A 24,120-nucleotide genomic window follows, 5' to 3' on the forward strand; every position below is an offset into this window, starting at 1 on the left:
CACCAGATCGACGACCAGGTCCAGGCCCTCATCGACTTCAGCCGCACGGTCTCCACCGGCGTCTTCCCGAACGGCCTGCCGCAGGCCCCGACCTCACTGCCGATTCGGCTTGGTCCCGCAGCGTTCGCTGCCGCCGTGTCGCCATCGATCCCGCCGGTGCCAGCAGCTAGCGGGCGGCTAAGCGCATCTAATAAACCGCTTGGGTCGCTCGGCAAGGCTGGCCGTCACAGCGATCCGGAAGAGCCTGATCGCCGGAACCCTGTGTTGTCCGGAGGCGGCGGTGCGGATCCCGCGTCTACTCAAAAGGTGGCAGGGCCCGTCAGGGGCCGAGCCCGTCTTCGTCGCCCGTTCATAGAAGTCGGCGCAGTAGTAGTGACTGCATCCGCATTTCCCATCGTTCTCGACGCGTTGCCGTCGGGTGACAGCTGGTGGTCGGCGGGAGGCTTCTTCGCGCTCTGGACGCTTCTTGCCCTTCTTGGATTCCTTGCCATGAAAAAAAACGGTCGATATCTGCCCGTTGGGAGCTCAGATTTTGAGAGCGATACGGGGAGTGCCCGATGGCAAGCCTTCACGAGGGGACTGTGCGATGTACTTCTCCTCTCCGCTTCATCTGACGTACCGGCACAGATCCGCGGCAGCCAACCGCCGCTACGCACACGGGCGCAGAACAACGTTGATAAGGCACTCACACGAGCGGTTGATCTCCTAGGGGAGCCACTAGAAGGTACTGCGCCGGATCTCGGCCGGCTGCCTGAGAGGGGCGACATGTGACTGCCGTGACCCCTTCCGGTGAGCCGGATGCCGCACCTGACCCGCCCGTCGACCAACAGGACAACACACAGCCTCGCCGCCCCTACCAGGAGCTAACTGCGCCCGAAAAAATTGAACGCTGGGAGGGACTTGTCCCTGGTGCTGGTGAACGGATCCTCAAGTTGATTGAACACGACTTCGAGCAACAAGAGCGAGAACATCAGCAGTGGTGTCACAATCAGGTACACCGGCGTCAGATGGATATGGCAAACCTGCTTCTGCGCGCTCTCGGCGTTGTCGTTGCTTCCGGTGGCCTGGCTGGCTATTTGTGGATCGCGAAGCATTTCGTGGATCACGGAGCTGCAATCCCAGCAGCCGGCATGCTCAGCGGCGGCGTTGCCGCAATTGCGGCGATCCTTCACGCAAACAATCGGAAGCCCTGACCGTGCGTGAGAAGTCAGCCCCGACGGTACCGAGTACGCCCGTCCCGCGTCTGGAGGCTTTGATGACCGACCAGCCGGCCCCTGCCGACGGGGCCGTCCGCGAGTAGTTGGAGCCTGCGGCCGCCGGCGCCGTCCGCGCCTACGCGGCCCGGACCCGCGAGCGCGCCGATCAGTTCGCCGCCGTCCTGGAGGACATTGCCCCCACGGCTTGCCCCAGTAGAGGACTGCACCCCCCTGGGAGGAGCTGCGTGCGGCGCACCTCGCCCGGCTCGCAGCCCAAAGGCGGGCCGTCGCCTGATGGCCCCAGGACGCGGGCCCCGCCGCGCCCGGATTGCCTTCTCCGACGTCGCATCGAAGCAGCTGGAGAACATTACCAGCGAAGCCGGCACCTGCGCGACCGGATCCGGCACCGAGTTCCGTGCTCGGCCTACCGGCCTGTTCGAGTGCTCTGCCGGGCATCCCCTCGCCGTGCAAGACCTCGACCTAGTGATGCGCGTCGTGGGTTTTTCACTGGGGTGGAGTCGTTGGGTTTCATTGCTGGTAGTGGGCGGGACCTGGGGTTGTTTTGGGGGATGGTGAAAGGGGGTTGTCGTTTTAGTGATGAAGGCGCGTGTCTTTTTCCGGTGTTGTCGCGGTGTCTTTTTTGTATGGTGCTGCGCTGTGTGGTGCCGCGTAGCGGTGTGGCTGGCGCTGTGTGGTGGTATTAGCGGGTGGTTCAGCCGTTCGTGTGGGGGGATACGGTGCGTCGGAATGGTGGTCTGACGGCCTGGACATCCAGCGCTTGTTTCTTGAGGTGTTGCGGCCGGGTCGGGGGTGGCTGATGGCGGGGTGATGCCGCGGGCTGCTGGACGGGAAGCGGCGAGCAGGCCGAGCAGTTCGCTGCGGTCTTGGAGGGCATCGCCGAGAACGGGCTGCCCTCGCCCGAGGACTGGACCCCCTGGGAGGACTTGCGGGAGGCGCACCTTGCCCGCCTGGCCGCGCAGCGGCCGGCTGTCGCCTGATGCCCCAGGGACATGGGCCCCGCCGCGCCCGGATCGATTTCTCCGACGCTGCCGCCAAGCAGCTGGAGAACGTCACCAGCGAGGCGGACATCCACGCCCTGGACCGCGCTCTGGTCGTCGTCTCCGTCGACCCCGACATCGGCGTACCGATCCCCGGCGACGCCACCGGCCCCCAGCTGCGGCAGGACACCGACGACGTGGAAGCCGTCCGTGTCCTGTACTTCGTCACCGTCCTGCGCACCGTGGTCGTCGTCGCCTACATCGAGGTCTCACCCGGCCGAGTAATCCCAGGGTCGATGACGCGGTGGTCGACCTCGGCTCCCAGTGGGGCCAGTGCGAGTACGTCACCAGCATCGGATTCGCCGCCTGAGCGGTAGTACAACGGTGAACCTGTAGACGAGCAGTCGACAGCTCTTAGGGTGGGAAACAAGTGTGAGCATGCACACTTTCCAAAAGGAGGAAGTGACCCCTGCCCGATTGGGAGTACCTGCCGCAGGAGTTGGGCTTCGGATCGGGCATGACCTGCTGGCGACGGTTGCGGGACTGGAACGAGGCCGGCGTCTGGCAGCGGCTGCACGAGGTCCTGCTGGCCGAACTGAACGCGGCCTCGCGGCTGGACTGGTCCCGCTGCGTGGTCGACTCCTCCCACGTCAGAGCGCTAAAAGGGGGATCCACACGGGCCCCTCGCCGGTCGACCGGGGCCGGGCAGGCTCGAAGCACCACCTGATCACCGACGGGCACGGCACCCCGCTCGCGGTCCTGCTGACCGGCGGCAACCGCAACGACGTCACCCAACTGCTGCCCCTGCTCGACGCGATCCCATCCGTCCGCGGCCGTGTCGGACGACCGCGCCGCAAACCCGACTCGCTGTTCGCCGATCGCGGCTACGACCACGACGGCTACCGCGATCAGGTCCGCGACCGCGGCATCGTGCCGGCCATTGCCCGCCGTGGAACACGCCATGGCACCGGACTGGGCACGTACCGCTGGGTGATCGAAAGAAGCATTGCGTGGCTGCACGGTTTCCGGCGCCTGCGGATCCGCTGGGAACGGCGAGCCGACATCCACGAAGCGTTCCTCAAACTCGCCTGCTGTCTGATCACCCACCGACAACTCAGCTCATTGTGTTAGCTGTTGTAATGCGCGCGCCGACCACGCCCCGACCTTTAGCTATTCCTGCACCGGAACCCCTCTTCGGCGCAGGATCCCATATAGAAGCTTCGTATACTCCCAGGCCCGATCGCGCAAGCCGTTGCGTATCAGAATCCGGATATGACGGTGAGCAACCACGGCGGCGTCGGGCTCAGCTGTCTCAACAAGGCGGAGAGTATTTATAATGAGCCGGTTCGATGCCTCCCAGGATTTCTCAAGGAGGTAGTCACTTCCCGCCTTCGCAAGCTTCCAGGTCGTTCGCAAGCAGATCTGAAGGAGCTTCACGGATACGGATTCCGAGAATTCGACTTCCAGTCCGTCAGTGAGGGAGCTTACGACTGCGAGAAAAGTCTCCATCCGCTCAGCATCACCTTCGGCGGATGCTTGTTCTCCGATGCAGTCACTTAACGAGGTTGCGAAGTCAATTAATTCAATGCGTTCCTCGGGGCTCAGTGCGGGCGGATTCGGCAAGAACCTAGCGGCGGTCGATCCCGACGCCTCCACCCACCGCTCGAAAGGACTGTATCCAGTCAATGAGACGGATGCATACTTCCCTTCTTCAAGGTGTAGGTCCTTCATTAGTTCGCGCGGCAACTGGCACATCTCGAATCCCAACCGAATCAGCTCGCCGCGGAAGTCGTCGTAACGTTGGGGGTCTCGAAAATCGATCTCAGCTAGACCAGCCACCCCCCGGCCCAAGTCGAACGAGCGGCCCTTGGCTGCCACGTTGAGGGCTATTGACCCGATGCCGGTTCGCTGAACATGGGGAACCACGCGCCCAATCACATTGGGCTGAGCATTCCTATCGATAGGGTAGCCAGTCCAACATGCCCGCATAAGATGGTGTATCTCGTGCCAAAAGTGTCCGACTACTTGCGGTTCAATATTTTGTTCCCGAATCAGGTCATCGAAATACGCCGTGTGCATAGCAGAGTCTGACGGTGGAAGAGGTGGCGATCCGCAATCAGCGCGAATACGTCGGTCCAGCATCTCATGCCAAGGAGGAGGCATGATAAGGCGATGTTCGAACATCTCTCGTAGCGCCATGCGGGAACGCATCGCACCCCGTTCTCCTCGCACATTGTCGAGCTCTCGCCAGATTGCGCTAAATAGGTGGGAGCCGTACACCTCAAAGCCGAGACATCCAGCGAATAGGTTCGCGGCGCACTCATCGCTTTCAATCGCCAATGTGGCAATCTGAGCGCATGCATTTTTTCCGAATCTCGTGATCAACTCGCGCAGCACTCCTGGCTTGCACGATCGATGATCAATAAGTAGTTGAGTGACCGGACCGATGCGTACCACGTGCAGGATGGACATCAGGTCACGAGCACGCGAGCGCCAGATATCGTACGGATCCCCTTCAGACCGGATGTCTTTAAGGAAAGCATCGCGCGCCGCGTGACAGTCGAGAACGTACTCTGCAATCTTGATTAGGGGTCCGTTCCGGCCGGTCGCCCACAAGTACTGTTCGAAGGCGGACGGTATGCCCCAATGTGGTATTTTGGCGGCCCTAAGAGTTTGAACGCTATCGCGAAAATCGCTCACACTGATGCCGCGCGATTCCAACTCATCCCGAGCCAGCTCAATGTGGTTGACTTCCAGATCGCTACGCAATGCCATAAGCGCCAGATTAAACAGGACCGAGAAATCCGAAATGTACTGCTTCTCCTCCGCGCTCACCTCGTGGGTATCGTCGAACGAGAGACTGTCCTCGATGCCGTAGTAGTCTGCCAGGACATCAGGCACTTCTGTCAGATACAGGGCGATCGCGTATGTCGGCGCGTCTGCTGCGATGTAGTCATCGTCACCCAAGGGCAGTGTCTTGTTTTCCAGAAGTTCCTCGACGCTTGGCAACGCGGTATCGTCTTCTTCTGGCATTAGATACTGTGAAGTATAGGCCTGCAAGAACATATATGCCCAGGCGTGGGCCTTCTCTTGGCGGGCCCAATCCTCCATGCACCTTGGATTAGCCCAACTGTATAGCATCGCAATGTTTGCGGGAGCCGGAATTCCCGGACTAGGCTCAGGCATTGTCGCGCCCGAATTTTCTGATCCGCTCGACGGTTCCATACGCGAGGGTACGGGCAGTGGATTCCGTGAAACCTCGTTCAGTGAGCCCCGTCGCGAGAAGTGCGACGAGTTGCTCGATCTGATCTTCGCTAAGCTCCTTTAGGCCCTGGCTTAGGAAGGGGATGACCTCGATGACGTCATCCTCGGCAAATTCATACCTCTCAGCACTTGTCCCTGGGCTTCGAAGAAGCTGAAGCCTTCGCACCTGAGCCCGTGTCCCATCACCCAGCCTCTCTCCCAGCCATGAGAGGAGACCATTAGCGATTCCCCCGAACACAAAAAGCATGGCCATCTCGGCGGCTTGGGTGAAGTCGCTGCGCCTCGATGCCTCGTATGAGTCGCCCAGTTGGTCGCCGTAGCGTGAGAACTCACCGTAGGTTTCTAGGTAAAGATCACTGACATCATCCCGGGCCATAAATTCCCCTTTCCGATTCAGGGGTCAGGTTGTGGAGCTAACCACGATTCCCCTTCACGGCCTGCGCGTCTGTCCTTGCGTGCCAGCGTAGCGGCGGAAGAAGTCCGTCCGGTCCTACTTCTGAGGTCTACTGGGATTTTTCCTTCGGGTCACAAGTTCGCCGCGGGTGGGTGGAGCCCGGCGGCATGAGGTATTCCGATGCTGTGGCCCAATATCCTCAATGGCACCATCGCCAGGCCCGCCTCGCATGGACCTCGTCGTGACGTCACTCTGAGGCTAAAAAATCCCACAAGCACCATGCCCCTACAGCGGCATCGCGGCAGACTAACAACGGCTAGCACAATGAGCTGAGTTGTCGGTGGATGATGAGGCAGCAGGCGAGTTTGGGGAACGCTTCGTGGATGTCGGCTCGCCGTTCCCATCGGATGCGCAGGGGCCTGAAGCCGTCCAGCCAGGCAAAACTCCTCTCCACGACCCACCGGTAGGTGCCCAGTCCCATGCCGCGGAGGGCGATCGCGGGCACGATGCCGCGGGCGCGGATCTGGTCCCGGTAGATGGCGTGGTCGTAGCCGCGGTCGGCGAACAGCGAGTCCGGTTTGCGGCGGGGACGGCCGACCCGGCCGCGCACCTGCGGGATCGCGTTGAGCAAAGGCAGGAGTTGGGTGACGTCGTTGCGGTTGCCGCCGGTCAGCAGGACCGCGAGCGGGGTGCCGTGCCCGTCGGTGATCAGGTGATGTTTCGAGCCTGCCCGGCCTCGGTCGACCGGTGGGGGACCCGTGTGGATCCCCCTTTTGACGCTCTGACGTGGGAGGAGTCGACCACGCAGCGGGACCAGTCCAGCCGGGAGGCCGCGTTGAGTTCGGCCAGCAGGACTTCGTGCAGCCGCTGCCATACTCCGGCTTCGTTCCAGTCGCGCAGACGGCGCCAGCACGTTAACGCTCAAAGGGGGCCTTGTTGGTGTGCTGAGTGATGGCTGGGCTGGGGTGTTGTGGGTTGGTTGAGAAGCTGAGTGGGTGGTTGGGGTGGGGTTGGCGGGGTGTGTGGGCTGGGGTTATGTCGTGTGTGCTGAGCGGGCCCGGGTTTGTTGTGGGTAGTTCTGGCGTGTAAAGGCCCGGTTGGTGTTTGTGCTGGTCAGGGCTTTTCTGTCTGCTTGTCAGGTGTGTCTATCGGTGTCGGCGGGGGCGGTTGTGTTGTTCGGCGAGGTGGTCGAGGCGGATGGTGTCGAGGGTGGTTTTGGTGATTTTTTCGGTGCCGTCGTAGATGGCGGTGATGGCTGCTTGGCGGATGAGGCGGGTGAGGGATCCGATGCGGCCGGCGGTGCGTTGGTGGAGGTAGGCGGTGTGCCGGAGGAGGGTGCCGGGTGTGTGGTGGTGGAGGTCGAGGTTGTTTTCGATGTCGGTGATGACGTCGCGGAAGGGTTGGCGGGTGCCGTGGCGGGCGGGGAGGGGGCCGCAGGTGATGAGGGTGGCCCGGCCTGCGAGTTGGGCGCCGCGGGTGCCGGAGAAGAGGGGTGTGTCGGTGACGTCGATGCCGGCGTAGACGAAGGTCGCCCGGAGGCGTTCGGTGAGGTCTTTCAAGAGGTCGGCGGCTTGGGCGCCGGTGGTGGTGCGGGGGTTGAGGCGGTGGATTTCGTCGATGAGGACGAGTTGGACGCCCGCGGCGGTGTAGGTGTGGCAGACGGCGTCGGTGATCTGGGTCTGGGTCATGCGGGTGGTGACGGGGATGCCGAGGTAGCGGGCGAATTCGGTGATGAGGGTTTTCGCGGTGGCGCCGGGCGGGACGAGGACGTACGCGACGGGTGCCGTGTTGTGGGCTGATCCGGGCGGGGGCGGGTTTTTTCGGGTGTGGGCGAGGTGGCAGGTGCGGCCGACGTTGAGCAGGGAGGTGGTTTTCCCGGCGGCGGCGGGTCCGGTGACGATGAGGGAGGGCCGTGCGGTGGTCTGCTGGTGGCGGCCGAGGGTCATCAGGGTGCGGACCTGGGTGGCGAGCTGGCTGATGGCGGGGGTGCGGATGGTGACGAACGCGGAGTGGTAGGCGAGGCGTTCGTCGGTGCTGCGGGGCGGGTCGCCGGGCTGGGGCGGGGCGGGCGGGTCGGTGGTGGCGAAATGCTGCCAGCCCTGCCAGGTGGTCAGGGGCCAGGACGGCTCGGCCGTGTGGCCGCTGCCCGCGTCGGTGGGTGCGCTGGGTTGTTGGTGTGCTGCGGGGTGGGGGCGGGTGTTCACCACTTGTCGGCTTCCTCGTATGCGTCGTAGAGCCCGAATCCGGTGGCCGCGGCGTGGTGGGCGTCGTCCTCGGGGAGGTCGTCGAGGTCGTCGATGCTGTCGTCCTTGCCGTGCTGCGCCGGCTCGCCGGTGAGGGGGTCGGCGCTGTCTTCCGGGTGCTGTGCGGCGTGAGCCGGGAGCGTGGTGGCGCGGGCGAGGAGAGCTTGTTCGGTGGTGGTGGCGTGGCCGTTGTGGACGCGGCGCATGAGCTGGTCGAGGGCGTCGGCCAGGCCGGCCTCGTGCTGCTGGCTGTCGTCGTAATGGCTGTCGTGGGCGTGGGCGCGGATGTGCTGCCAGGTGTGGTCGTTGAACGGCTGGTGGACGTGGTCGCGGTGGATCCACGGGATTTCGGTGAGGTGGCCGTCGGGCAGGCGGATCCAGATCTGGCGGACGTCGTGGGGGTTGTAGTGGATCTCCCATTTTCCGCCCCGGCCGGCGACGGGGGAGGCCTGGCCGCGGTAGGGGGCGAGGAGATCGTGGTCGTAGGTGCGGTGGTGGATGGTGATGCCGGCGGGGGTGATGGCCTGCCAGCGCACGGGCAGCAGTTCGAGGTAGTCGTGGCCGTTGAGCGGGACGGGCACGTACCCGGCGACGGCGACCAGCGCGGCCCACATCTGGTTCGGCGTGAGGGCCTTTCTCGGCATCATCGGGTGGCGCAGGCCTTCGTGGGGGCGGTGGTGGTAGTGCACCAGCCATTCGTCGAGGAGGTCCTGGAGCTGGGGGACGCTGTAGCAGGCGTCTTTCTCGGTGTCGGGGCCACGGCGGGTGACGTCGGATCCGGTGTAGCCGGGCAGGTGCTGGCAGAACAGGTGGTTGATGGTGCCGAAGGTCCGCTCGACGATGCCTTTGGCGGTGGGGGCGCGGGGCGGGGCGGGCTGGAGGCTGATGCCGAGGTGTTCGCAGGCGGCGGTGAACGCGGCGGAGACGAAGACTTTGCCGCGGTCGACGACGATCGTCTCGGGCAGGACGACGGGCCGGGCCGCAGCCCCGGCCAGGCGTTCGTCCAGCGTGGCCAGCCGCTGGTGGGGGAGTGCGGGGGCGTGGTCCATGCGCAGGATGTTGGGCCAGGTGGGGCGGGCGGGGTGGGGGACGGCCATCTCCGCGAGCAGCAGGGCGGCGTCGACGGCCTTGGTCGCACTCGGGCACAGCACGGCGGCGAGGATGGCGCGGGTGGCGACGTCGACGGCGATGGTCAGTTCCGGGCGGGCCAGACGCCCGTCGTCGAAGAGGGCGAGGACGTCCAGGCGGGTGGTGTCGACCTGGACCTGCTCGCCGGGCCGCAGCGCCGTGGCGGGGGTGAAGGCCCGTCCGTCGACGCTCGCCGGTACGTGCCGGACGGGGCCGGTGGGCAGTTCGCCGGGGCGGGCGAGGTTGGTGACGAGCCGGTACAGCGTGGCCTGGGACGGCGCGGGCACCGTGCCCGGGCCGTGCCGGTCCTGGAGGATCTGGTTGATCAGCGGGAACAGGCCGTTGATGGTGCCTTTGGAGCGGCCGCGGCGGCGGCGCAGCGCCTCGCGGACGGCGGCGGCGACCCGTTCGTCGGCCCGGCCGGTGGGGCTGGAGGCGCGGGTGGTGCGGTGGTCGAGCAGCCCCCACAGGCCTTGCTTGCGGTAGGCGAGCCGCATGCGCTGCACCGTGGTGCGCGAGACCCGGCCGAACCCCAGCGCGGTCAGCTCTGTGGCCTTCGCCTGTTCCCGTTCGGCCAGCGTGTACCGCTCGGGGTCGTACTGCTCGCGCACTGCTCCTTCGCTGCCGGGGCCGCCAGGCAGGCCGCACTCGACTTCTCTGACGTGCCGTTGCCACGCCAGCGCCTTCTCACGCGCCGCGGCAGGGGCGGTCTCGAACAGCCCCCACTGCGGTGCTGCCTGAGGCGCATCCGCGCCGACGACGGTGAAGCCGGGGTCGGCGAACAGGTGCCCGGCGAGCACGGTCTCACCGCCGCCGTCCGGACCGACGAGGTGGATGTCCTGTCCCGACAGAGCGACCACTTGCCACTTCATGCCACGGAAGCGAATGTGAGCGCCTACCTTCACGGCGGGCCGGGCATTGCGCCGCGCGGTCACCCGGCGTCTCCCGTCTGGGAGCCGCTCCAGCCCCGCGGGCCGACGGGGACGCGTTCGTGCAGCGGCGTGTCCAGGCCTGCCGCCAGCTGTCCGTGCCACAGGGCGTTGAAGACGGCGGGCAGGACCTCGATGGGGTCGCCTGCCGCGCTGGCACCTTCGATCAGCGGCCGCGGCCGTGTGAACGCCTCCAGGACAGCGGGCATCAGGCCGGGCCGGCCGGCGTTGCGGGGGTGGCGGTACCCGGCCAGCCATTTCAGGTTGGCGGCCCGGACGTCGTCGAGCGGCGGGAGACGCCGGTAGCTCCAGCCGATGCACGCGCAGGCTTCCGCTACGGCTCGGGCGGCGCCCCGGGCGCGTGCGCCGCCGGCGCCCGCGTGGCTGGGACAGTCGGCGAGCAGCGCGGTGCCGTCGGCACGGCGGGCGAAAAGCTGCGGCACCCAGGAACGTACCTGGCCGCGGGGATTACGCCACAGCAGCCGCACCGGCCGCCCAGCCAGCCCCGTCACGTCCGGGTCGCGGTCCATGACCATCAGCTGGACACGCATCGCGCTGGACCCGGCGGCCACGTGCCCCCCGGTGGTCGCCGACCACCAAAGTCCCGGCCCCCAGCGGCGCCCCGGGACCACCGGGAACGCCGACACCGGCGGCAAGTCCTCGAACGCCACGGTCATGGCGGCATCAGCCCACCGCTGCTGCACCGCCTGTCCCACCGGGTCGAGGAACACCGCCTCGAACCCGCGGCCCTGGTCCATGCCCGCTCGCCCTGCCCGGCTTTGGTGCCGGGCCGTTCCTGTGCTGGTCACCCGCGTCAGCCAAGCCGCTCCCGCCGGCACAGGCTCCCATTTTCAGTATTTCTGCCACGAACGAGTGCCGTATCAGCTAACAGCCGACCTGCCCGCCGACGCATCGCTCTCAGTCCCCGTTCTCCTGCCTGCCCGCCGTCAGCATCTGCCTGAGCACCTCAACGGGCACGTCAACCCACTGGGCCACCTCCTGAAGCGGCACCCCGCCGTTCACCGCCCCCAGGGCAGTCCGTTTCCAGGCGTTCTCGATCAGGCCGGCGCTGTGACCGAGCCCATGCAGCAGCCGCCGGGCGACGTCGGCGGCCGGGCCGGTCTGCACTCCGCGCAGCTGCAGCAGCTGCTCCTCGGCGCTGTCGATAGCGCTGGTGATCAGCCTGCGTTGCTCGGCGGGCACCGCGGCCCGCCACATCGTCCCCGAACCGGGCGCCCTCTTCTCCTTGCCCAGCACCCGCAGTTGCCCGGCCATGGTCGAGCTCTGGTGCTCCTGCCGCAGCCACCACGGGTCGTTGTCGTACCCGGGCGGCCCGCCTGCGCCGCGGCGAAGGCGGATCACACTGCCCATCCACGCGATGAGCGGCCCGCCGTGGTCTGTCGTGGCCAACGGCCCCAGCCACCCCCGCCCCAGCCGCTCACCGAGCCTGCGGCAGAACCTCCCGTCGGCGGGCAGCGCCCGCGGCCGCCCGGCTCCGCTGTCAGCCCACACCAGCTCGGCCATGGCCGGGTCCAGCAGTGCGTCGGCCACCGCCACCACCTCCGGGAAGATGACCGCGTCCCGTCCCACGATCCGCCACCGCTCCAGATCACCACCGGCATCCCCGCCCGCGACCTGGTGCAGGCGCTGCGGCCAGACGGTCTCCTGATCCCACTGCAGGGCCTGCTCCCACCACCGGGCCACCACCGCGTGCGCCAGCGCGAAAACCCGCTCCGACTCCGCACCGGCCCGTGCTGCCCGCCGCGCCACCGAGGCCCACCGCCGCTGCGCCGTGGCCACCTCCGGTACACCGCGCAGGTCGAGGTACTCGAGGGGTTGGTTGGCGTCCGCGTCCAGGAGCCACCGCCCATGCTGGACACACGCCCGCTCCCACCGTGGCGCGTACCGCACCACCCGCACGGCCGTCCCGGTACGCCGGGCCGTGCACAGCCGGCAGCCGAACGCCGCCGGACCGGCCACTGCGCCGGCGATCCGCCACAGCCCCACCGGATCGCCATCCTCGGAGCGCAGCTTGGTGTCCCCCTCCTCCCAGGACGGCAACACCCGCGCCAGCACGTCTTCCTCGACACCGCATATGTCTGCCAGGAGTCGGCGTCCGGCTGCGTTCAGCAGCACCTCGGCGTCGGCCCGCGCGCCCCCGCCGTCGTGCCCCGGCGGGTAGTTGCGCCACTTCCAGCAGGCCCGCAGCACCTTCGCTTCCATCCCGTAGCGGCTCGCGATGCGGCAGATCAGCGACGAGGTCGTCTCCCTCTGCAGGGGAGCTGTCCGCAGGAGACCGGGGCGATGAGACACTCCACCACGGTCTCGTGTTCGCCGTCTCGGGTGGGCGCTTTTGCAACGGATGCCTATCGGATCAAGCAAACCGAGTCCGCACAGGATGGCTGCGGGGGCCGTCACCGCCGCTGCCGCGCTCGCGCACGCTCAGCAGTACCAGGCCACCCTCACCACGGCGCCGACGACATCGCCGCTGCCGCTGCCGCTGCCGAGCCGCCTCGCGAGCCTGCCCCCTCCGCCCCGCCCCGCCCCAGCAGGCGCCATCTCCACGGAGCCGGCGTCGGCGCTTCACCTGGCGATCGCTCTTGTCACATCGTCGGCTCCCTGTTGCTGAATGATCCCGACTCCGGGCGTTCCTGATACGACGTTGGCCCGGCTCGGCAATCGGACGGGCCCACGGGCACCACTGCCTCGGTGCAGGGCGCCCCTGTGCACGTGCTCACCTGCTCCACCAGCCCCAGCACCGAGTTCCGTGCCCTGATCGACGGCCTGTTCGCATGTCCCGCCGGCCATCCCCTCGCCCCACAGAACGTCGACCTGGACAGCTCCACCGGACGCCTCCGGCATCCTCGGCTGCTCCACCGACCACGCCCTCGAATCGCTCGGCGAAGCTGACGGCCTGTCGTGGTGCAGTGCTGCCGGGGCGGCGACAGCCGTGGTTCCTCCGCATCCGCGAGGTCGCGGTACACGAGTGCCTGCGCGAGTCATCCACGCAGGTCTCGCTTCGTCCGCGCCCGGGGCAGGTCGAGCAGCGTCAGTTGTTCGGCGCGGCCCTCTCGCTCAACCTGTGCTGAGGCGGGGCGAGGAGCGTCAGTCGTTTGACGCTGCGCTCTAGCTCGCTGTCGGCTGCTGGGTGTTCCGTGAGTCGACTTACGTTCGTCTGCCGCTGTGTGGGGCGGCGGTAGGGCTGGGCGGCAGTGCCTTGCGTGGCTTGTCTGTGGGAGTGGCCAGGGCCGCGGTGCTGCTGGAGCAGTTCTGTTGTGCTGGACGTGCTGGATGGGCTGCTTGTCTCTGGCCGGCTGTGCGGGGCTGCGTCTGGGCTGGTGTGCGGGTATGGAGGAGCCCGCCGGCTGGGATGGCCGGCGGGCTCGCGGGAGGCTGGACGACGGGTGGTGGTCTGTGCCGGGCGGGGCGGGCCGGGCACGTCGTCGGTTTGCGCGGCCGGGCGGTCTGCAGCCTGTGCTGTGCCGCCGGTGCTGGCAGGGGCTACAGCGGGGATCCGCCGTGCCGCCGTGTGCAGCCGCGGGACGGTGAGGCGTCAGTGCCTCGCGTTTCTCGTCCGTGAGAGCTGCCAGGGCCGTGGCGTGGCAGGAGCAGTCCTGTCATGCCGGCCGCGCCGTAGTTCCACTGGATGAGCTGCTCGACTCCCGCCGGTGCGGGCGCTGCGGCGCGGGGCATGAGCAGTTCCAGTTCCATCGTCAGCCTCCTCAAGCTGGGCGCGGCACGCAGGCTGTTCCCCACGCACCGCGTTGTCCCGATGGCTGCGGCAAACAGCCGGTAGGACGGGTTACCTGCCTGGGTCAGAGACAAGGCACCTCTCAGCAGGATCCCCCGGAGAGTTGCCCCGCCGAAGGACTGCCAGGTTCGAGTGTGCCCAGACCTGCGCCCTGCTACCAGCGGACCAGGGCTTTTTGTCACAGTGCTGTACGCCTTTGGAAAACCCGTCCCGCCCAGGGAGCCTGACCTCGGGATTCCGGTTTCTTTTTCCGCACGCTTTTTGATCTTTGGTGAGGCGGGAACTTAATTTTCCGCAGCCCCTCCGGCCAGAATATCGGCTCATTCGCCGGGAGATGGTCGGACCCTTCCCGTGCGGCTGCTCAATTCCTTCACGCGGGGGGCCGTGCCGAGAATTTATTCCCTGCGTGGAGATCCTCGAACGCGAGTGATCAAATGTTCGCACATAGAACACCTGTCCATCTTACGTTCCGGTCAGTATGTTCCCCTTGGTCCAGACCGCAGTTGACGGGGCCCGGAGCCAGGCGCCCCCTGGGATCCGCCTCATGATGATCCTTTCAGCTTAGGGCTGCCTATGTGTATTCCTTAAGAAAAATCAGGCGCATGATCCGCGCCCCCAGGGCGATTAGTCTTCGGACGGATGCTCTGACGCGGCCCGCGCATCCTGTGGTAAAGCGCAGGAATATCATCGCTTGATGGCGCGCGTCGCGTAGGGCATTCTTTCTAAATCCGGGACGGCAAACCCGGATGTGTTTGCACCACTGCACCACCTGCACCACCAGGACGGAAAAACAGCCTGGGTCACACGCACCACAACGAGACAAGGCACTTCTTAGAAAGGTTCAACCATGAACCGGTTTTCTCCGCCCGAGGCCGACGGCCCCTTCGGGCCGGGCTGCGTGATCTCCCCGCAGCCCAGCGGATCCTTCGGGCTCCAGGCCGGCTCCCTGCCGGCTCCCGGCAGCGGCCGCCGCTCCCTGGCCCTCAGCAAGATCAAGCTGAACATCGCCGCCTTCACCATCGCCGCGGGGGCCACGTTCGGCTTCATCCAGACCGGCTGCGACGCTCCCACCGCGGCCAGTGTCTCCCTGTCCTGCACCCTCGCCGCCGAGCGGCTCGTCGCCGGGATGACGACCCGCAAGCCGGGCCACGCCCCCTCCGAGGACGCCGCCTCGCACGACAAGCAGGACTGACCGCATCCCGGGTGGGGGAGACCCTCCGTCTCCCCCACCCGGGACCAGCGGGCGCGAAGGGAGACACCATGACCCGCAAGGATCCCGGCCGGCCGACCACGCAGGTCGACCCGAGCAAGGGCGCACTCGAACAGCTCGCCGTGGACCTGCTACGGCTGCGCCAGTACAAGGAGATGACGCTGGAAGAGCTCGCCAAGGCCTCCGGCCTGTCCCGGGCGACGCTCTCCGCCGCGACGCAGGGCACGAAGTGCCCCTCCTGGGACACCATGAACAACTACCTGGAGGCGGTCGGCGAGGACCCCTCCGCCTGGCGCCCGCGCTGGGAGATGATCGCCGACGAGAAGCAGCGGGAGGCCGCCGGGCTGCCCGAGGCCCCCGAACAGCGCGAGGCGGTCAAGCGGATGCTGCCCACCGAAGTCGGCGACGTCGAGTCCTTCGCCGTCGCCCTGCGCCAGCTGAAGGTGTGGCGGCGCAACCCGACCTACCAGAAGATCGCCAACGTGTCCGCGCGGCACAACCTGGCCGTGCGGCAGACGACGATCTGCAACGTCTTCCGGGGCAGCAAGCTCCCCACCGAGAACGCGCTCATCGGGGTGCTCGTCGGCATGGGACTCTCCCCCAAGGACCCCGAGTTCGCCGACTGGCTGGAGAAGCGGCGCGAGCTGGAGGCCGCCCGCGTCGCCCGGGAGGCACCCCACAGCAACGACACCCCGCGCAACAGCGGCTACACCCCCCTGCACAAGAAACGGATCACCATCCCGAAACAGCGGCCCTCCGGCAGCCGTAACCGCCTCCTGCGCTGGCGCTGGCCACAGACCCTCTCCTGAGGAGGAACAGACACCGAGCGCCACGGCCCCGGCCAAGCCTGCAGCCCCTGCAGGCCCGGCCGGGGCCACGTGCTGCCTGTGCGCAGAGGATGTCCTCCGCCGCGTCATGAGACGAACGAAGACCCACCGTGCTGCGCCGAGGCACGGACGGTGCCGGTTCAGCGGACCGCGTGCAGACCGGCCTTGGCCAGGCGGGACCAGCGGCTGGCTCTGTTCACGTCGTAGAGCAGCGTTTCGACAGCAGTTCAGGGGGCACTCATCCGCGTCCGAGGGTCACGAGAACGGGCAGCACCGTCGTAGTGGCCAAAGGGCCGTCGTCGAACGCGTCACGGCGGTCCGGGCAAAAGCGCTGGCTACGGGCGGAGACAGCAGTGACTGTCGCGCCATCGCCGACTGCGGGCGGGTGCCTCCCCGTTCTCGTGGACATCGCCTCTCGGGGTCGCCAGGCGCCTCTCGGAGCCGTGACCAAGTGCTGCTCGAAGTCGTCAACAACGCCAGGCGGCCGAAGCGCCCGCGGGCCCCGTACGTGAACGAAGGCTGCCTGTCTGTACGCGTCTGGTGAAGAGCTGGCCTGCGCGCTAGGAGTCCTTCGACACGATCACGCTTTGTGAGGCGGCCGAGCGCAGGCTGAGGCCTCGCGTGGCGGGGATGGAGCCCAGTCCCCATGCGATGACGGTGAGGCCGGCTGCTACCGGGCGTGCGAGGCCGGGGGTGCCCGACCAGACCATGAGGACGGTTGCGGTGCCCCACAGGATCCAGGTCGTCCGTGCTCCGAAGCCGCCGAACAGGAAGGCCATGGCCAGAAGCGTCGCGCCGCTGGCGAGCCACAGCAGGTGCAGTGTCGTGACGGGGAGCGGGAGCCCGGCGGAGTGCGCGCTCAGGTAGGCATGGACGGGGTCGTCGATCGTTGCGGCCACGTCGTGCCAGCGCCATCCGCCTGCGGGATGCCATGTGTGGGCCCTGCGTGCGACGGTGCTGGCCAGTGTGCCGAGGAAGGCGGTGCCGACCAGGAACACGGAGAACAGGACGAGGAGCTTGATCCACAGGGCGCTCTGGCGCCAGCCGCCTGTCAGGGAGTCGCCGATGTCCTTGCGCCGCGCCTCCAGCCATGCGGAGTCGCTCAGGACGAGGGGCGAGGTCATGCCCATCGCGGCTGCCGGGGCGCGGTGCGGGTGGGGTGGAGTCTTGAAGTCCGCGTCCAGTTCTCCCACGACCTCCTGCACGAGGAGGACGACGCGCCGGTCGTGGCCGAACACGGCATACCCGGCACACGCGGCGGTCGCCGGCAGCAAGATGACACCCGGTCCGCAGACGATCCACCGTCTGCATCGCCGACCGGCGGGGCCCGATCACACTCCACTCGTCACGGACTGCGTCCCGGCGCCGCTGACCGTCGTTGAGGAACCCTTCCGCGGCGCGCAGGGCGGCATCGAAGTCGGCACGGAAGAACGCCTCCTGGAGCTCCTCCGGCATCGGCGGCAGACCGGACTCCTCGACGGAGGCGACGGTCCGCCGGGACTGAGCGAGTTCCTCCTCCAGCTCGTCACTGCGCCGGCGCAGCCGAGCCAGGAGCACCTCGGTCTCGTCCCGGCCGGCCCGCGCCCGCCGCAATTCTCGTTGTGCCGCATCCAACTGGTCGGTGAGCCGGCGAAGACGGGCCTCGCTCTCCTCGTTCTCTTCGTCGAACTGGTCATGCAGGGCCGTGACCTGCTGCTGCAGCTCGGCGGTGAACCGGCTGAGACTCAGTACCAGCTGCTGGGTACGGCCCCGCTCCTCGACCAGCTCGCGGTTGCGCTCGTGGGCCTGCTCAAGTCGTTCGTGGGCCTTCGCGGCCTGGTCCTGGGCGGTGGCCGCAATGCCGGCCAACGCCGCCCCTGCTGCATCGTCCTCCGCCGCGGACGCCCGCGGGGCGGGGAGCGCGGCAGCCGGCTTCGGAAGCTGAGCAGCGATGAACAGCCGTAGTGCCTTGTCCCGGCACACCGGCCGCTGGCGGGGCTCGGTGACATGGGCGACCAGCTTCTCGACGAACGCCTGAGACGGCACGATCTGGCCATTCAGGAAGGAGGAGATGGTCGTTCTTCCGTAGCCGGTGGGCTCCTCCAGATCCCGCAGTGACTTTCCCGCCCGCTTCACCAGGCCTCGCAGGAACGTCGCCAGCTCAATGCTCTCGGGCGTCGCGTCCTTGTGGAACCCGCCATACCCCCGACCGCCCGGGCTCTTCTCCGCCACGCCCCATCCCCCCGTCAACCGGCACTCCCGCGCCGTACACCAACTGATCAGCGTACGGATCGTCAGAAAACCGCGACAGAGCGCGACACCACGTTGTCCGGTAGCCGCCGTCTGTCCTCACCAGTCCGGCCATGTCCTGCCGCCACCTGCGCTAACAGGAGCGGACAACTGACGGACAACGCGATCCGGGCAAGGCTTCTCCAACCGCACCGTTCCTCCCCGAACCTGGAGTAGCCCCCATGACCCGCACCGCCGCCGGCACCACCCCCGCCCGCTCAACCCGCCCGGACACCAGCCCCAGCTCCCCTCCCCGCCCACTCACCCTGCCCGCCGGCGCAGCACGCCACAGTGCGCGCAGCCGGTTGCCGAGGATGGGCCAGTTCGCCGTCGACGTCGCCGACCACGGTCGGATCATCGACCTCCGCTGCAACGCCGACGCCTCCGCTCGCCTGCCGCACGGCCGCGCCGGCGGCCGCTACCGATGCCTTGCCTGCGGCCACCGGCTGATCCTGCAACGGCCCTCCCACCCCGCCTCCTACTTCACCTCCCGCTTCCGCCACGACACCGTCTCCTGCGGCGCCGACCACTGCCCGGCCCCCGCCCAGCACCAGGCCGACGTCCAGGGCGACCTCACCACCATGCTCACCCTGCGCGACCAACTCCTGCGTGTCCTGCCCCACGCGAGTCTGAGCCTGCGCATCGACGCCGAACTCGCCGGACAGCACTGGGACATACCGCCCGCCCTGGTCCTGCGCCGCGGCGAGCACGTCGTCGTCCTGGAGCGACCACGCCGCCTCCTCACCCCAGCAGCCGTCACCCGCCGCCTCACCCACACGCGCACCCAGCACCCGACCCTCACCGCTCACTGGTGGGTCTTCGACCGCGACGACCCCCTGCACTGCGACACCGCCGGAACCGTCAACGTCCAGCCCTACGGCAAAACCATCACGCACACCAAGGTGCGCCCCACCCAAGCCCAACGACAGCTCGCCGCCGCCGACGCCACCGTGTGCTGGCTCACCGACGACACCCTGCTCCTGCCCTACGGCGCCCACCAGCGCACCTACACCTCCCAGGCCGGAGAGGACTGGAGCGGAAACATGGCCTCCTGGAAGCGGGACTGGACCATCTCCCACCCGCGGCCCGCAGACAACGCCACCTGGTGGGGCATGGCCCCCCAGCCGCTGCCGGCACTGGGTAAACGCAGTGACTTCCGCCCCGCCAGCGCCCACGCCACCATGGTCGCCCTGGAACGCGCCGAACACGGCCGCGAACGTCACCGCCGCCGCCTCGCCCGCGAACACGCCCAGCAGCGCCCACAGGCCGCCCCCGCTCAGCCTGCCCTCCCGGCGGCTACCCTCACCGACAAACCAGCCGACACCACCACGGCGTCGACACCACTGCCCGCTACCGCCGCTGAACCGAATCGCGAGCGCGCCGCCGCGCCCCGGCACGCATCGTCTCCACGGAGCCAGCAGCCCCGGCGCTTCACCTGGCGATCTTTCCTGTCCCGTCGTTGGCTCTGCTGAACAACCACGGCTGAGGCCGGGGTGGGGGTGTCAGGTGCGGGAAGCGATGAGCTGGCTGAGCATGTGTTGGGTTGGGGGGTGGGTGGAGTAGATGCGGGTGCTGTGGGTGCCGCGGGTGAGCAGGACGCGGTAGATGTTGAGGGCGTAGGGCAGGTATTCCTGCGGGCTGAGGGTGTTGAGGTTGTCGTCGTGGCTTTCTTCGGGGTGGGCGGTCCAGCGGCCGTCGCTCCAGGTGAGGTCGGGGCCGATGATGACGCCGGAGTGCTGGTACTCGAGGCCCTGGGCGGTGTAGATGCAGCCGATCTGCTGGTGTCCGCCGCTGTGGCTGGCCCAGAGCTGGCTGTGGGGGGCCAGGAGACTGCCATCCAGGTCGGTGAGGGCGCTTGCGGCGTTCCACGCGGCAGTCCACTTCTGGCCGGCCGCAAGGCCGGTGGCCGAGACCTGGTGGGGGGCGGGGATCTCGATGTCGAGGGGGAGAGCGGTTGCGTGGCGGGGCCGCTTGCGGGTCCATGGCCAGCAGAACCCGGCCGTGATGCGGGCCGTTTCGCCGGCGTCGTCGGTCTGCTCGGTCCATTCCTGGAGCTGGAAGGGATCACCTGCCAGCGCCAGGTCGTAGCCGGCCTGCCCCCTCCAGGGCACCGGCTCTCCGTACAGCAAGGCATCCACCCAGGCGGTGTAGGCGGCAGAACCGCTGCAGCGGAACGAGCCGGTGAGCTCCAGGGGATGGTGGACGCGTCCGGCCGCGTGCGCGGCCTTCTCGATCTCCTCGACGGTGACGCCCTCGCCGGGGCGGATGATCTGCCGCTCGTCGAGGAAGACGACCGCCAGCGGCACCTGCGCCACGACGGCCGCCAGGTCCGGCGGGAACCCACCGCCGGGCCCGCGTGAGAGGCGCTGGGCCTCATCGATGACAAGGGCTGCCGACTGCCGGGCGGTACTGCGCAGGGAACCCGCCGCAGGGAACAGCTCCCGGGCCGCGCTGTGGCCGCCGACAGCGTCCAGGAGGTGCGCCCGCAGCGTCCCGGAGGGGGTGATGAAACGAGGACTGGACGCGGGGTGAGCACGCATCAGGCGGCCGAGGAGCCGGACGGCCAGCGCGGTCTTGCCGCTGCCCGGACCACCGCGCACCGTGATGACCGCACCGCCCATGCCGGGCGCTGCCGGCGAACCGGCCGCCGGCAGAAAGCCGGCGGCCGCCGCCCTGATCCGCACGAACGCCTCCTGCTGGTCACCGACCAGCGCGAACGCGCTGCCGCCCTCAAGGACGGAGCCGACGTTGTCCAGCAGCCGCGTCGACGGCGTCCACCGGATCCCCTCGAAAACACGCACCCCGGCATCGTCCGGCGCCCCCAAGTCCGCACACCGCAGCAACTCGGCCAACTGCGCGCCAGAAGCGGCCAGGTCCTCGCCGCTGAGCACAGGGATGTCGCCGACCGCCGGAGCACCCCCGGGCCGCAGCACCGCAGCCTCCTCAGCCAACGCGTTGTGCAGCACCACCACCGCGCGCGCCTCCACCCGGGGCCCATCAACGGGCAGCCAGTGCTCGAAGAAACTGCGGTAGGCCGCCACCTGATAGACCGGGTGAACCGACACCTCCCCGTCACCGCGCAGCACCCGCTGGCCGTCCAGGACCCGGCAGCCCTGCCACTGCTTGAGCTCGACCACCACCAGGACCAGCGCCCCGTCCGGGCCGGTCCCCACCAGCAAGGCATCCAGACGCCTGCTCCCGCCCGGCGTCCCGTACTCCAGATACACCTGCAGATCCGCCAGCCCCGCCCGCATGAGCGCATCCATCAGCGGCGGCCACGAACGGCGCCAACTGCGCAACTCCCCGCCCCCGGGCCTCCCGAAGCCCGACGCCTCGTACCGGACCTGGCACTCCTTGAGGAACGACGCATCACCCACCACCGCGGCGACATCCCGCACCCGGCCCGCGGCCGCGCACGCCACTCGCACCCCCGGCAGCACGGCCGTCTTCCTACGTCCGCTGTCCACGGTCGCCACCCCCTCCGTCACTTCCCCGCCCCATCCCGCAGGCCGCCCGCGCCGCCCGCCATCACACTCCGCCGCTGCAAGAACCGACGGTCCGTCAACGGAGTTCCCCACCACACCGTCCGAGCAGCGCTGCCGTGACAGCACCTGTCCCCGAAGACGCAGCGAGGAAACTTATCGACCACTGCATAGCAATAACCTTATGATGCCCTGCATGACAACTTCCAGTCTGTTCCTCATGGTTCACGTCGGACAGAGCACCGAAGCGCAACGCAACCTTGAGTACGGCATCGAGACCTGCTCCTGGGGCTTCCCCGAAGCCAAGCCCGAATACCAGGACACCCGCCCCCGCTTCGCCGTCCTGGCCACCGGCGCCTCACCCCGCGTCCAACTCGACACCTGGCTGAAGGAAACCGCCACCCTCTACCTCTTCGAGATCCGCAGCGACTTCTACACCGGCACCGCCTGGCACTGGCCCGACGAAGAAGCAGAGCAGCGCATCAAATACCCCTGCCGCTTCGGCATCGAGCCCCTCGCTGTCCTGCCCGACGTCCCCCTCGGCCCCGACGGACCCCTCACTGAAGCCGGCAGCGACGCCATCCGCCGCTCCGGCACCGACCGCGGCATGGGCAAGCTCGTCACCATGCCCCCGCTCCCGCTCCTCGAGCGCGCCGGCATCCCCATCGACCCCGCAGACCCCGAACACGTGCCCCTCGACAAGTCACCCGGCTTCACTGCCGACCATGTCGACGGAAAAAAGAAACCCCAAAGGCGACGCCGCGGAGCCGGCTACATCTCCGACCCCAAGAAGCGCAAAGCCATCGAAGAACACGCCGAACAACTGGCCACCGCCCACTACCAATCACATGGCTGGACCGTCGAAAAACTCGGCAAGCCCTACGACCTCCGCTGCACCCGCGGCGCCGAAGAACGCCATGTCGAGGTCAAAGGCACCACCGGTGCCCCCACCAGCGTCGAACTCACCATCAACGAAGTCCTCCACGCCCGCGACACGAACAACACCGTCGACCTCTACGTCGTCAGCGACATCAGGGTCGACACTCGCACCGACCCCTACACAGCTACCGGCGACACCGTCACCCACTACCACGACTGGGAACCAGCCGAAGAAGACCTACGCCCCCGCAAATACGAATACCGGCTTCCCACACAGCACAGCTGACAACCAAGAAGTCGAGAAAGGCGATACGCCGCGCTCGACACCCCACCCGATCAGCCCTGGTTTCGGAAAGCAGAGAACATAGCCTTAACTAACCGCAGTCCACTGCTCCGTGAGCTGACGCGGATGACGGCAAAGCCGGCGCAAGGTGTCGGGCCCCTGCGGGCATCCTGTGGCCCCTTCGCCAAGGTGAACGTCATACTCCTGCTCGACCGCGGCCTTGACGTATCAGCGACAGCTCCCAGTCGGAGCGCACCTAACGCACGGCTGGGACCAGCGGTGTCGCTTCGAGGCCCTCAGCGGTTTTCTAGCGATTGCATTTATTAGTGCCAGGCGGTCAGGCCGAAATAATTTATCCATTTTCCTAGGGAGTGTTCTGTTGGTTTTAGAGGCCATTGACGTTCCGTCAGGCAAGGATGTACTCTTCTAAAGAAGGCGAGGGAAGCTCTTCCCTCGCAAGCTTAGCACCCAAAGGAAGGGGCTAATTATGGTTCAAATAAATAGAGGAGTATACGTATGTTCAAGTTCGAGGGATGGCTTGAGAATGCTTTGGTAGTAATTTTTCTCGTGATTAATGTCGCCATGAACCTATGGGGGGTTCCAGCGTCCATTCAAATTTGTTTCGATTTCATTGATGCTGTCATCAGTGTTACTGTCTCATGTTGGAACAGAGGGAGGATGAAGTAATTTATCTGCGGCCTCACTTGAGGCCGCAAGCTTTCTATATCACACGAGGGGAGATGATCCGTGGATCTATCTGATCCAACTAAAGTGACGATAACCAAACGGCCGCGATATGGCATTCCCAGAATCTATCCAGAGTGGTAATTGAAGAAAGGCTCCGATAAGCCGGATAGGCTCATCGCGGTAATTATAGAGCCCCCGGGCCGTCATTCTAGAATCCATCCCGCGCCGGAATATGACGCATTCTTAGATTCGGGTCCGCGCGTATCGACGGTCCCGTACCGAGGGCATGGCGTGAGCCCAGAAAGTATCCCCGTCCGGAAATTGACGCATTCACAGACGGCGGGATACTGGTGGCGTGTCAGCCCAGAAGCTAGCCCGGCATCAGCTTTGACGCACATCCGGTGTTGACGGTTTGTCAGGACTGTCCGCGGCGGCGGGAGTCCGGCACCCCCCTCTCTTGCTGCTGCGCTTTTCGCCTGACTGCGGAGCAGTCAGGCCCCGTACCAGCGCGGAGCGTTGGTACGGCAGGCCGGGCACGGAGTGCCTGGCCCCTTCGGGCGGAGCCCGGAGGCTTCCGGCGC

The 24,120-nt window shown here is 67.2% G+C and carries 14 protein-coding genes and 4 pseudogenes; 7 read left to right on the forward strand and 11 right to left on the reverse strand.

Annotated features, from left to right (window positions below; translation table 11 throughout):
* Positions 1–863 precede the first annotated feature (863 nt).
* Positions 864–1,172 carry a hypothetical protein gene (locus ACIRQ9_RS39340; RefSeq protein WP_404185298.1) on the reverse strand — a complete coding sequence of 103 codons (309 nt, stop codon included), beginning with the start codon at positions 1,170–1,172 and terminating at the stop codon, positions 864–866.
* A gap of 1,021 nt (positions 1,173–2,193) precedes the next feature.
* Here ACIRQ9_RS39340 and ACIRQ9_RS39345 point away from each other — a divergent pair.
* Positions 2,194–2,463: pseudogene (locus tag ACIRQ9_RS39345) on the forward strand (hypothetical protein); the annotation flags it as partial.
* 209 nt (positions 2,464–2,672) lie between these two features.
* Positions 2,673–3,325, forward strand: a pseudogene (locus tag ACIRQ9_RS39350) (IS5 family transposase); the annotation flags it as partial.
* 39 nt (positions 3,326–3,364) lie between these two features.
* On the opposite strand, the gene ACIRQ9_RS39355 reads toward ACIRQ9_RS39350, so the two are convergent.
* From ACIRQ9_RS39355 to ACIRQ9_RS39385, 7 genes and pseudogenes are all read right to left on the reverse strand, one after another.
* Positions 3,365–5,305 (reverse strand): hypothetical protein, encoded by a 1,941-nt coding sequence (locus ACIRQ9_RS39355; protein ID WP_404185300.1) that lies wholly within the window; start codon positions 5,303–5,305, stop codon positions 3,365–3,367.
* 67 nt (positions 5,306–5,372) lie between these two features.
* Positions 5,373–5,834, reverse strand: coding sequence for a hypothetical protein (locus ACIRQ9_RS39360; protein WP_404185303.1), 462 nt, complete (start codon positions 5,832–5,834; stop codon positions 5,373–5,375).
* Positions 5,835–6,168: 334 nt separating this feature from the next.
* Positions 6,169–6,770 (reverse strand): annotated as a pseudogene (locus ACIRQ9_RS39365) (IS5 family transposase); the annotation flags it as partial.
* Positions 6,771–6,997: 227 nt separating this feature from the next.
* Positions 6,998–7,966: a TniB family NTP-binding protein gene (locus ACIRQ9_RS39370; RefSeq protein ID WP_404185332.1), complete on the reverse strand. Its 969-nt coding sequence runs from the start codon at positions 7,964–7,966 to the stop codon at positions 6,998–7,000.
* A gap of 86 nt (positions 7,967–8,052) precedes the next feature.
* Complete coding sequence (locus tag ACIRQ9_RS39375) at positions 8,053–10,095, reverse strand: Mu transposase C-terminal domain-containing protein (protein WP_404185306.1); 2,043 nt, start codon at positions 10,093–10,095, stop codon at positions 8,053–8,055.
* Positions 10,096–10,154: 59 nt separating this feature from the next.
* Positions 10,155–10,910 carry a TnsA-like heteromeric transposase endonuclease subunit gene (locus ACIRQ9_RS39380; RefSeq protein ID WP_404185309.1) on the reverse strand — a complete coding sequence of 252 codons (756 nt, stop codon included), beginning with the start codon at positions 10,908–10,910 and terminating at the stop codon, positions 10,155–10,157.
* A gap of 160 nt (positions 10,911–11,070) precedes the next feature.
* Positions 11,071–12,465 (reverse strand): DNA-binding protein, encoded by a 1,395-nt coding sequence (locus ACIRQ9_RS39385; protein WP_404185312.1) that lies wholly within the window; start codon positions 12,463–12,465, stop codon positions 11,071–11,073.
* A gap of 2,285 nt (positions 12,466–14,750) precedes the next feature.
* On the opposite strand from ACIRQ9_RS39385, the gene ACIRQ9_RS39390 reads away from it, so the two are divergent.
* Both ACIRQ9_RS39390 and ACIRQ9_RS39395 read left to right on the forward strand, forming a co-directional pair.
* Positions 14,751–15,095, forward strand: a complete 345-nt coding sequence (locus ACIRQ9_RS39390) for a hypothetical protein (RefSeq protein ID WP_404185315.1) — start codon at positions 14,751–14,753, stop codon at positions 15,093–15,095.
* 68 nt (positions 15,096–15,163) lie between these two features.
* Positions 15,164–15,922, forward strand: coding sequence for a helix-turn-helix domain-containing protein (locus tag ACIRQ9_RS39395; protein WP_401654344.1), 759 nt, complete (start codon positions 15,164–15,166; stop codon positions 15,920–15,922).
* Between the two features lie 578 nt (positions 15,923–16,500).
* Here ACIRQ9_RS39395 and ACIRQ9_RS39400 read toward each other — a convergent pair.
* The gene (locus ACIRQ9_RS39400) at positions 16,501–17,214 is read right to left on the reverse strand and encodes a hypothetical protein (RefSeq protein ID WP_404185318.1); all 714 of its coding nucleotides are present in this window, start codon (positions 17,212–17,214) and stop codon (positions 16,501–16,503) included.
* Between the two features lies 1 nt (position 17,215).
* On the opposite strand from ACIRQ9_RS39400, the gene ACIRQ9_RS39405 reads away from it, so the two are divergent.
* Positions 17,216–17,884: a hypothetical protein gene (locus tag ACIRQ9_RS39405; RefSeq protein WP_404185321.1), complete on the forward strand. Its 669-nt coding sequence runs from the start codon at positions 17,216–17,218 to the stop codon at positions 17,882–17,884.
* 57 nt (positions 17,885–17,941) lie between these two features.
* On the opposite strand, the pseudogene ACIRQ9_RS39410 reads toward ACIRQ9_RS39405, so the two are convergent.
* A pseudogene (locus ACIRQ9_RS39410) lies at positions 17,942–18,151 on the reverse strand (helix-turn-helix domain-containing protein); the annotation flags it as partial.
* A 371-nt stretch (positions 18,152–18,522) separates the two neighbouring features.
* Here ACIRQ9_RS39410 and ACIRQ9_RS39415 point away from each other — a divergent pair.
* Positions 18,523–19,680 carry a hypothetical protein gene (locus ACIRQ9_RS39415; protein WP_404185323.1) on the forward strand — a complete coding sequence of 386 codons (1,158 nt, stop codon included), beginning with the start codon at positions 18,523–18,525 and terminating at the stop codon, positions 19,678–19,680.
* 30 nt (positions 19,681–19,710) lie between these two features.
* On the opposite strand, the gene ACIRQ9_RS39420 is transcribed toward ACIRQ9_RS39415, so the two are convergent.
* On the reverse strand, positions 19,711–21,684 hold the full coding sequence (locus ACIRQ9_RS39420) for a DNA/RNA helicase domain-containing protein (RefSeq protein WP_404185326.1): 1,974 nt from the start codon (positions 21,682–21,684) through the stop codon (positions 19,711–19,713).
* Positions 21,685–21,886: 202 nt separating this feature from the next.
* Between ACIRQ9_RS39420 and ACIRQ9_RS39425 the strand changes: the two genes are divergently transcribed.
* Positions 21,887–22,855 (forward strand): protein NO VEIN domain-containing protein, encoded by a 969-nt coding sequence (locus ACIRQ9_RS39425; protein WP_404185329.1) that lies wholly within the window; start codon positions 21,887–21,889, stop codon positions 22,853–22,855.
* Positions 22,856–24,120 lie beyond the last annotated feature (1,265 nt).

This window comes from Streptomyces sp. NPDC101237 (assembly GCF_044767465.1).
GTDB classification, from domain to species: domain Bacteria; phylum Actinomycetota; class Actinomycetes; order Streptomycetales; family Streptomycetaceae; genus Streptomyces; species Streptomyces gramineus.

Coding starts and splice junctions, on each gene's coding strand:
- ACIRQ9_RS39355 (WP_404185300.1), bottom strand. CDS start 5,305: ATGGAGGATTGGGCCCGCCAAGAGAAGGCCCACGCCTGGGCATATATG.
- ACIRQ9_RS39360 (WP_404185303.1), bottom strand. CDS start 5,834: ATGGCCCGGGATGATGTCAGTGATCTTTACCTAGAAACCTACGGTGAG.
- ACIRQ9_RS39375 (WP_404185306.1), bottom strand. CDS start 10,095: ATGAAGTGGCAAGTGGTCGCTCTGTCGGGACAGGACATCCACCTCGTC.
- ACIRQ9_RS39380 (WP_404185309.1), bottom strand. CDS start 10,910: ATGGACCAGGGCCGCGGGTTCGAGGCGGTGTTCCTCGACCCGGTGGGA.
- ACIRQ9_RS39390 (WP_404185315.1), top strand. CDS start 14,751: ATGAACCGGTTTTCTCCGCCCGAGGCCGACGGCCCCTTCGGGCCGGGC.
- ACIRQ9_RS39395 (WP_401654344.1), top strand. CDS start 15,164: ATGACCCGCAAGGATCCCGGCCGGCCGACCACGCAGGTCGACCCGAGC.
- ACIRQ9_RS39405 (WP_404185321.1), top strand. CDS start 17,216: ATGACACCCGGTCCGCAGACGATCCACCGTCTGCATCGCCGACCGGCG.
- ACIRQ9_RS39415 (WP_404185323.1), top strand. CDS start 18,523: ATGGGCCAGTTCGCCGTCGACGTCGCCGACCACGGTCGGATCATCGAC.
- ACIRQ9_RS39425 (WP_404185329.1), top strand. CDS start 21,887: ATGACAACTTCCAGTCTGTTCCTCATGGTTCACGTCGGACAGAGCACC.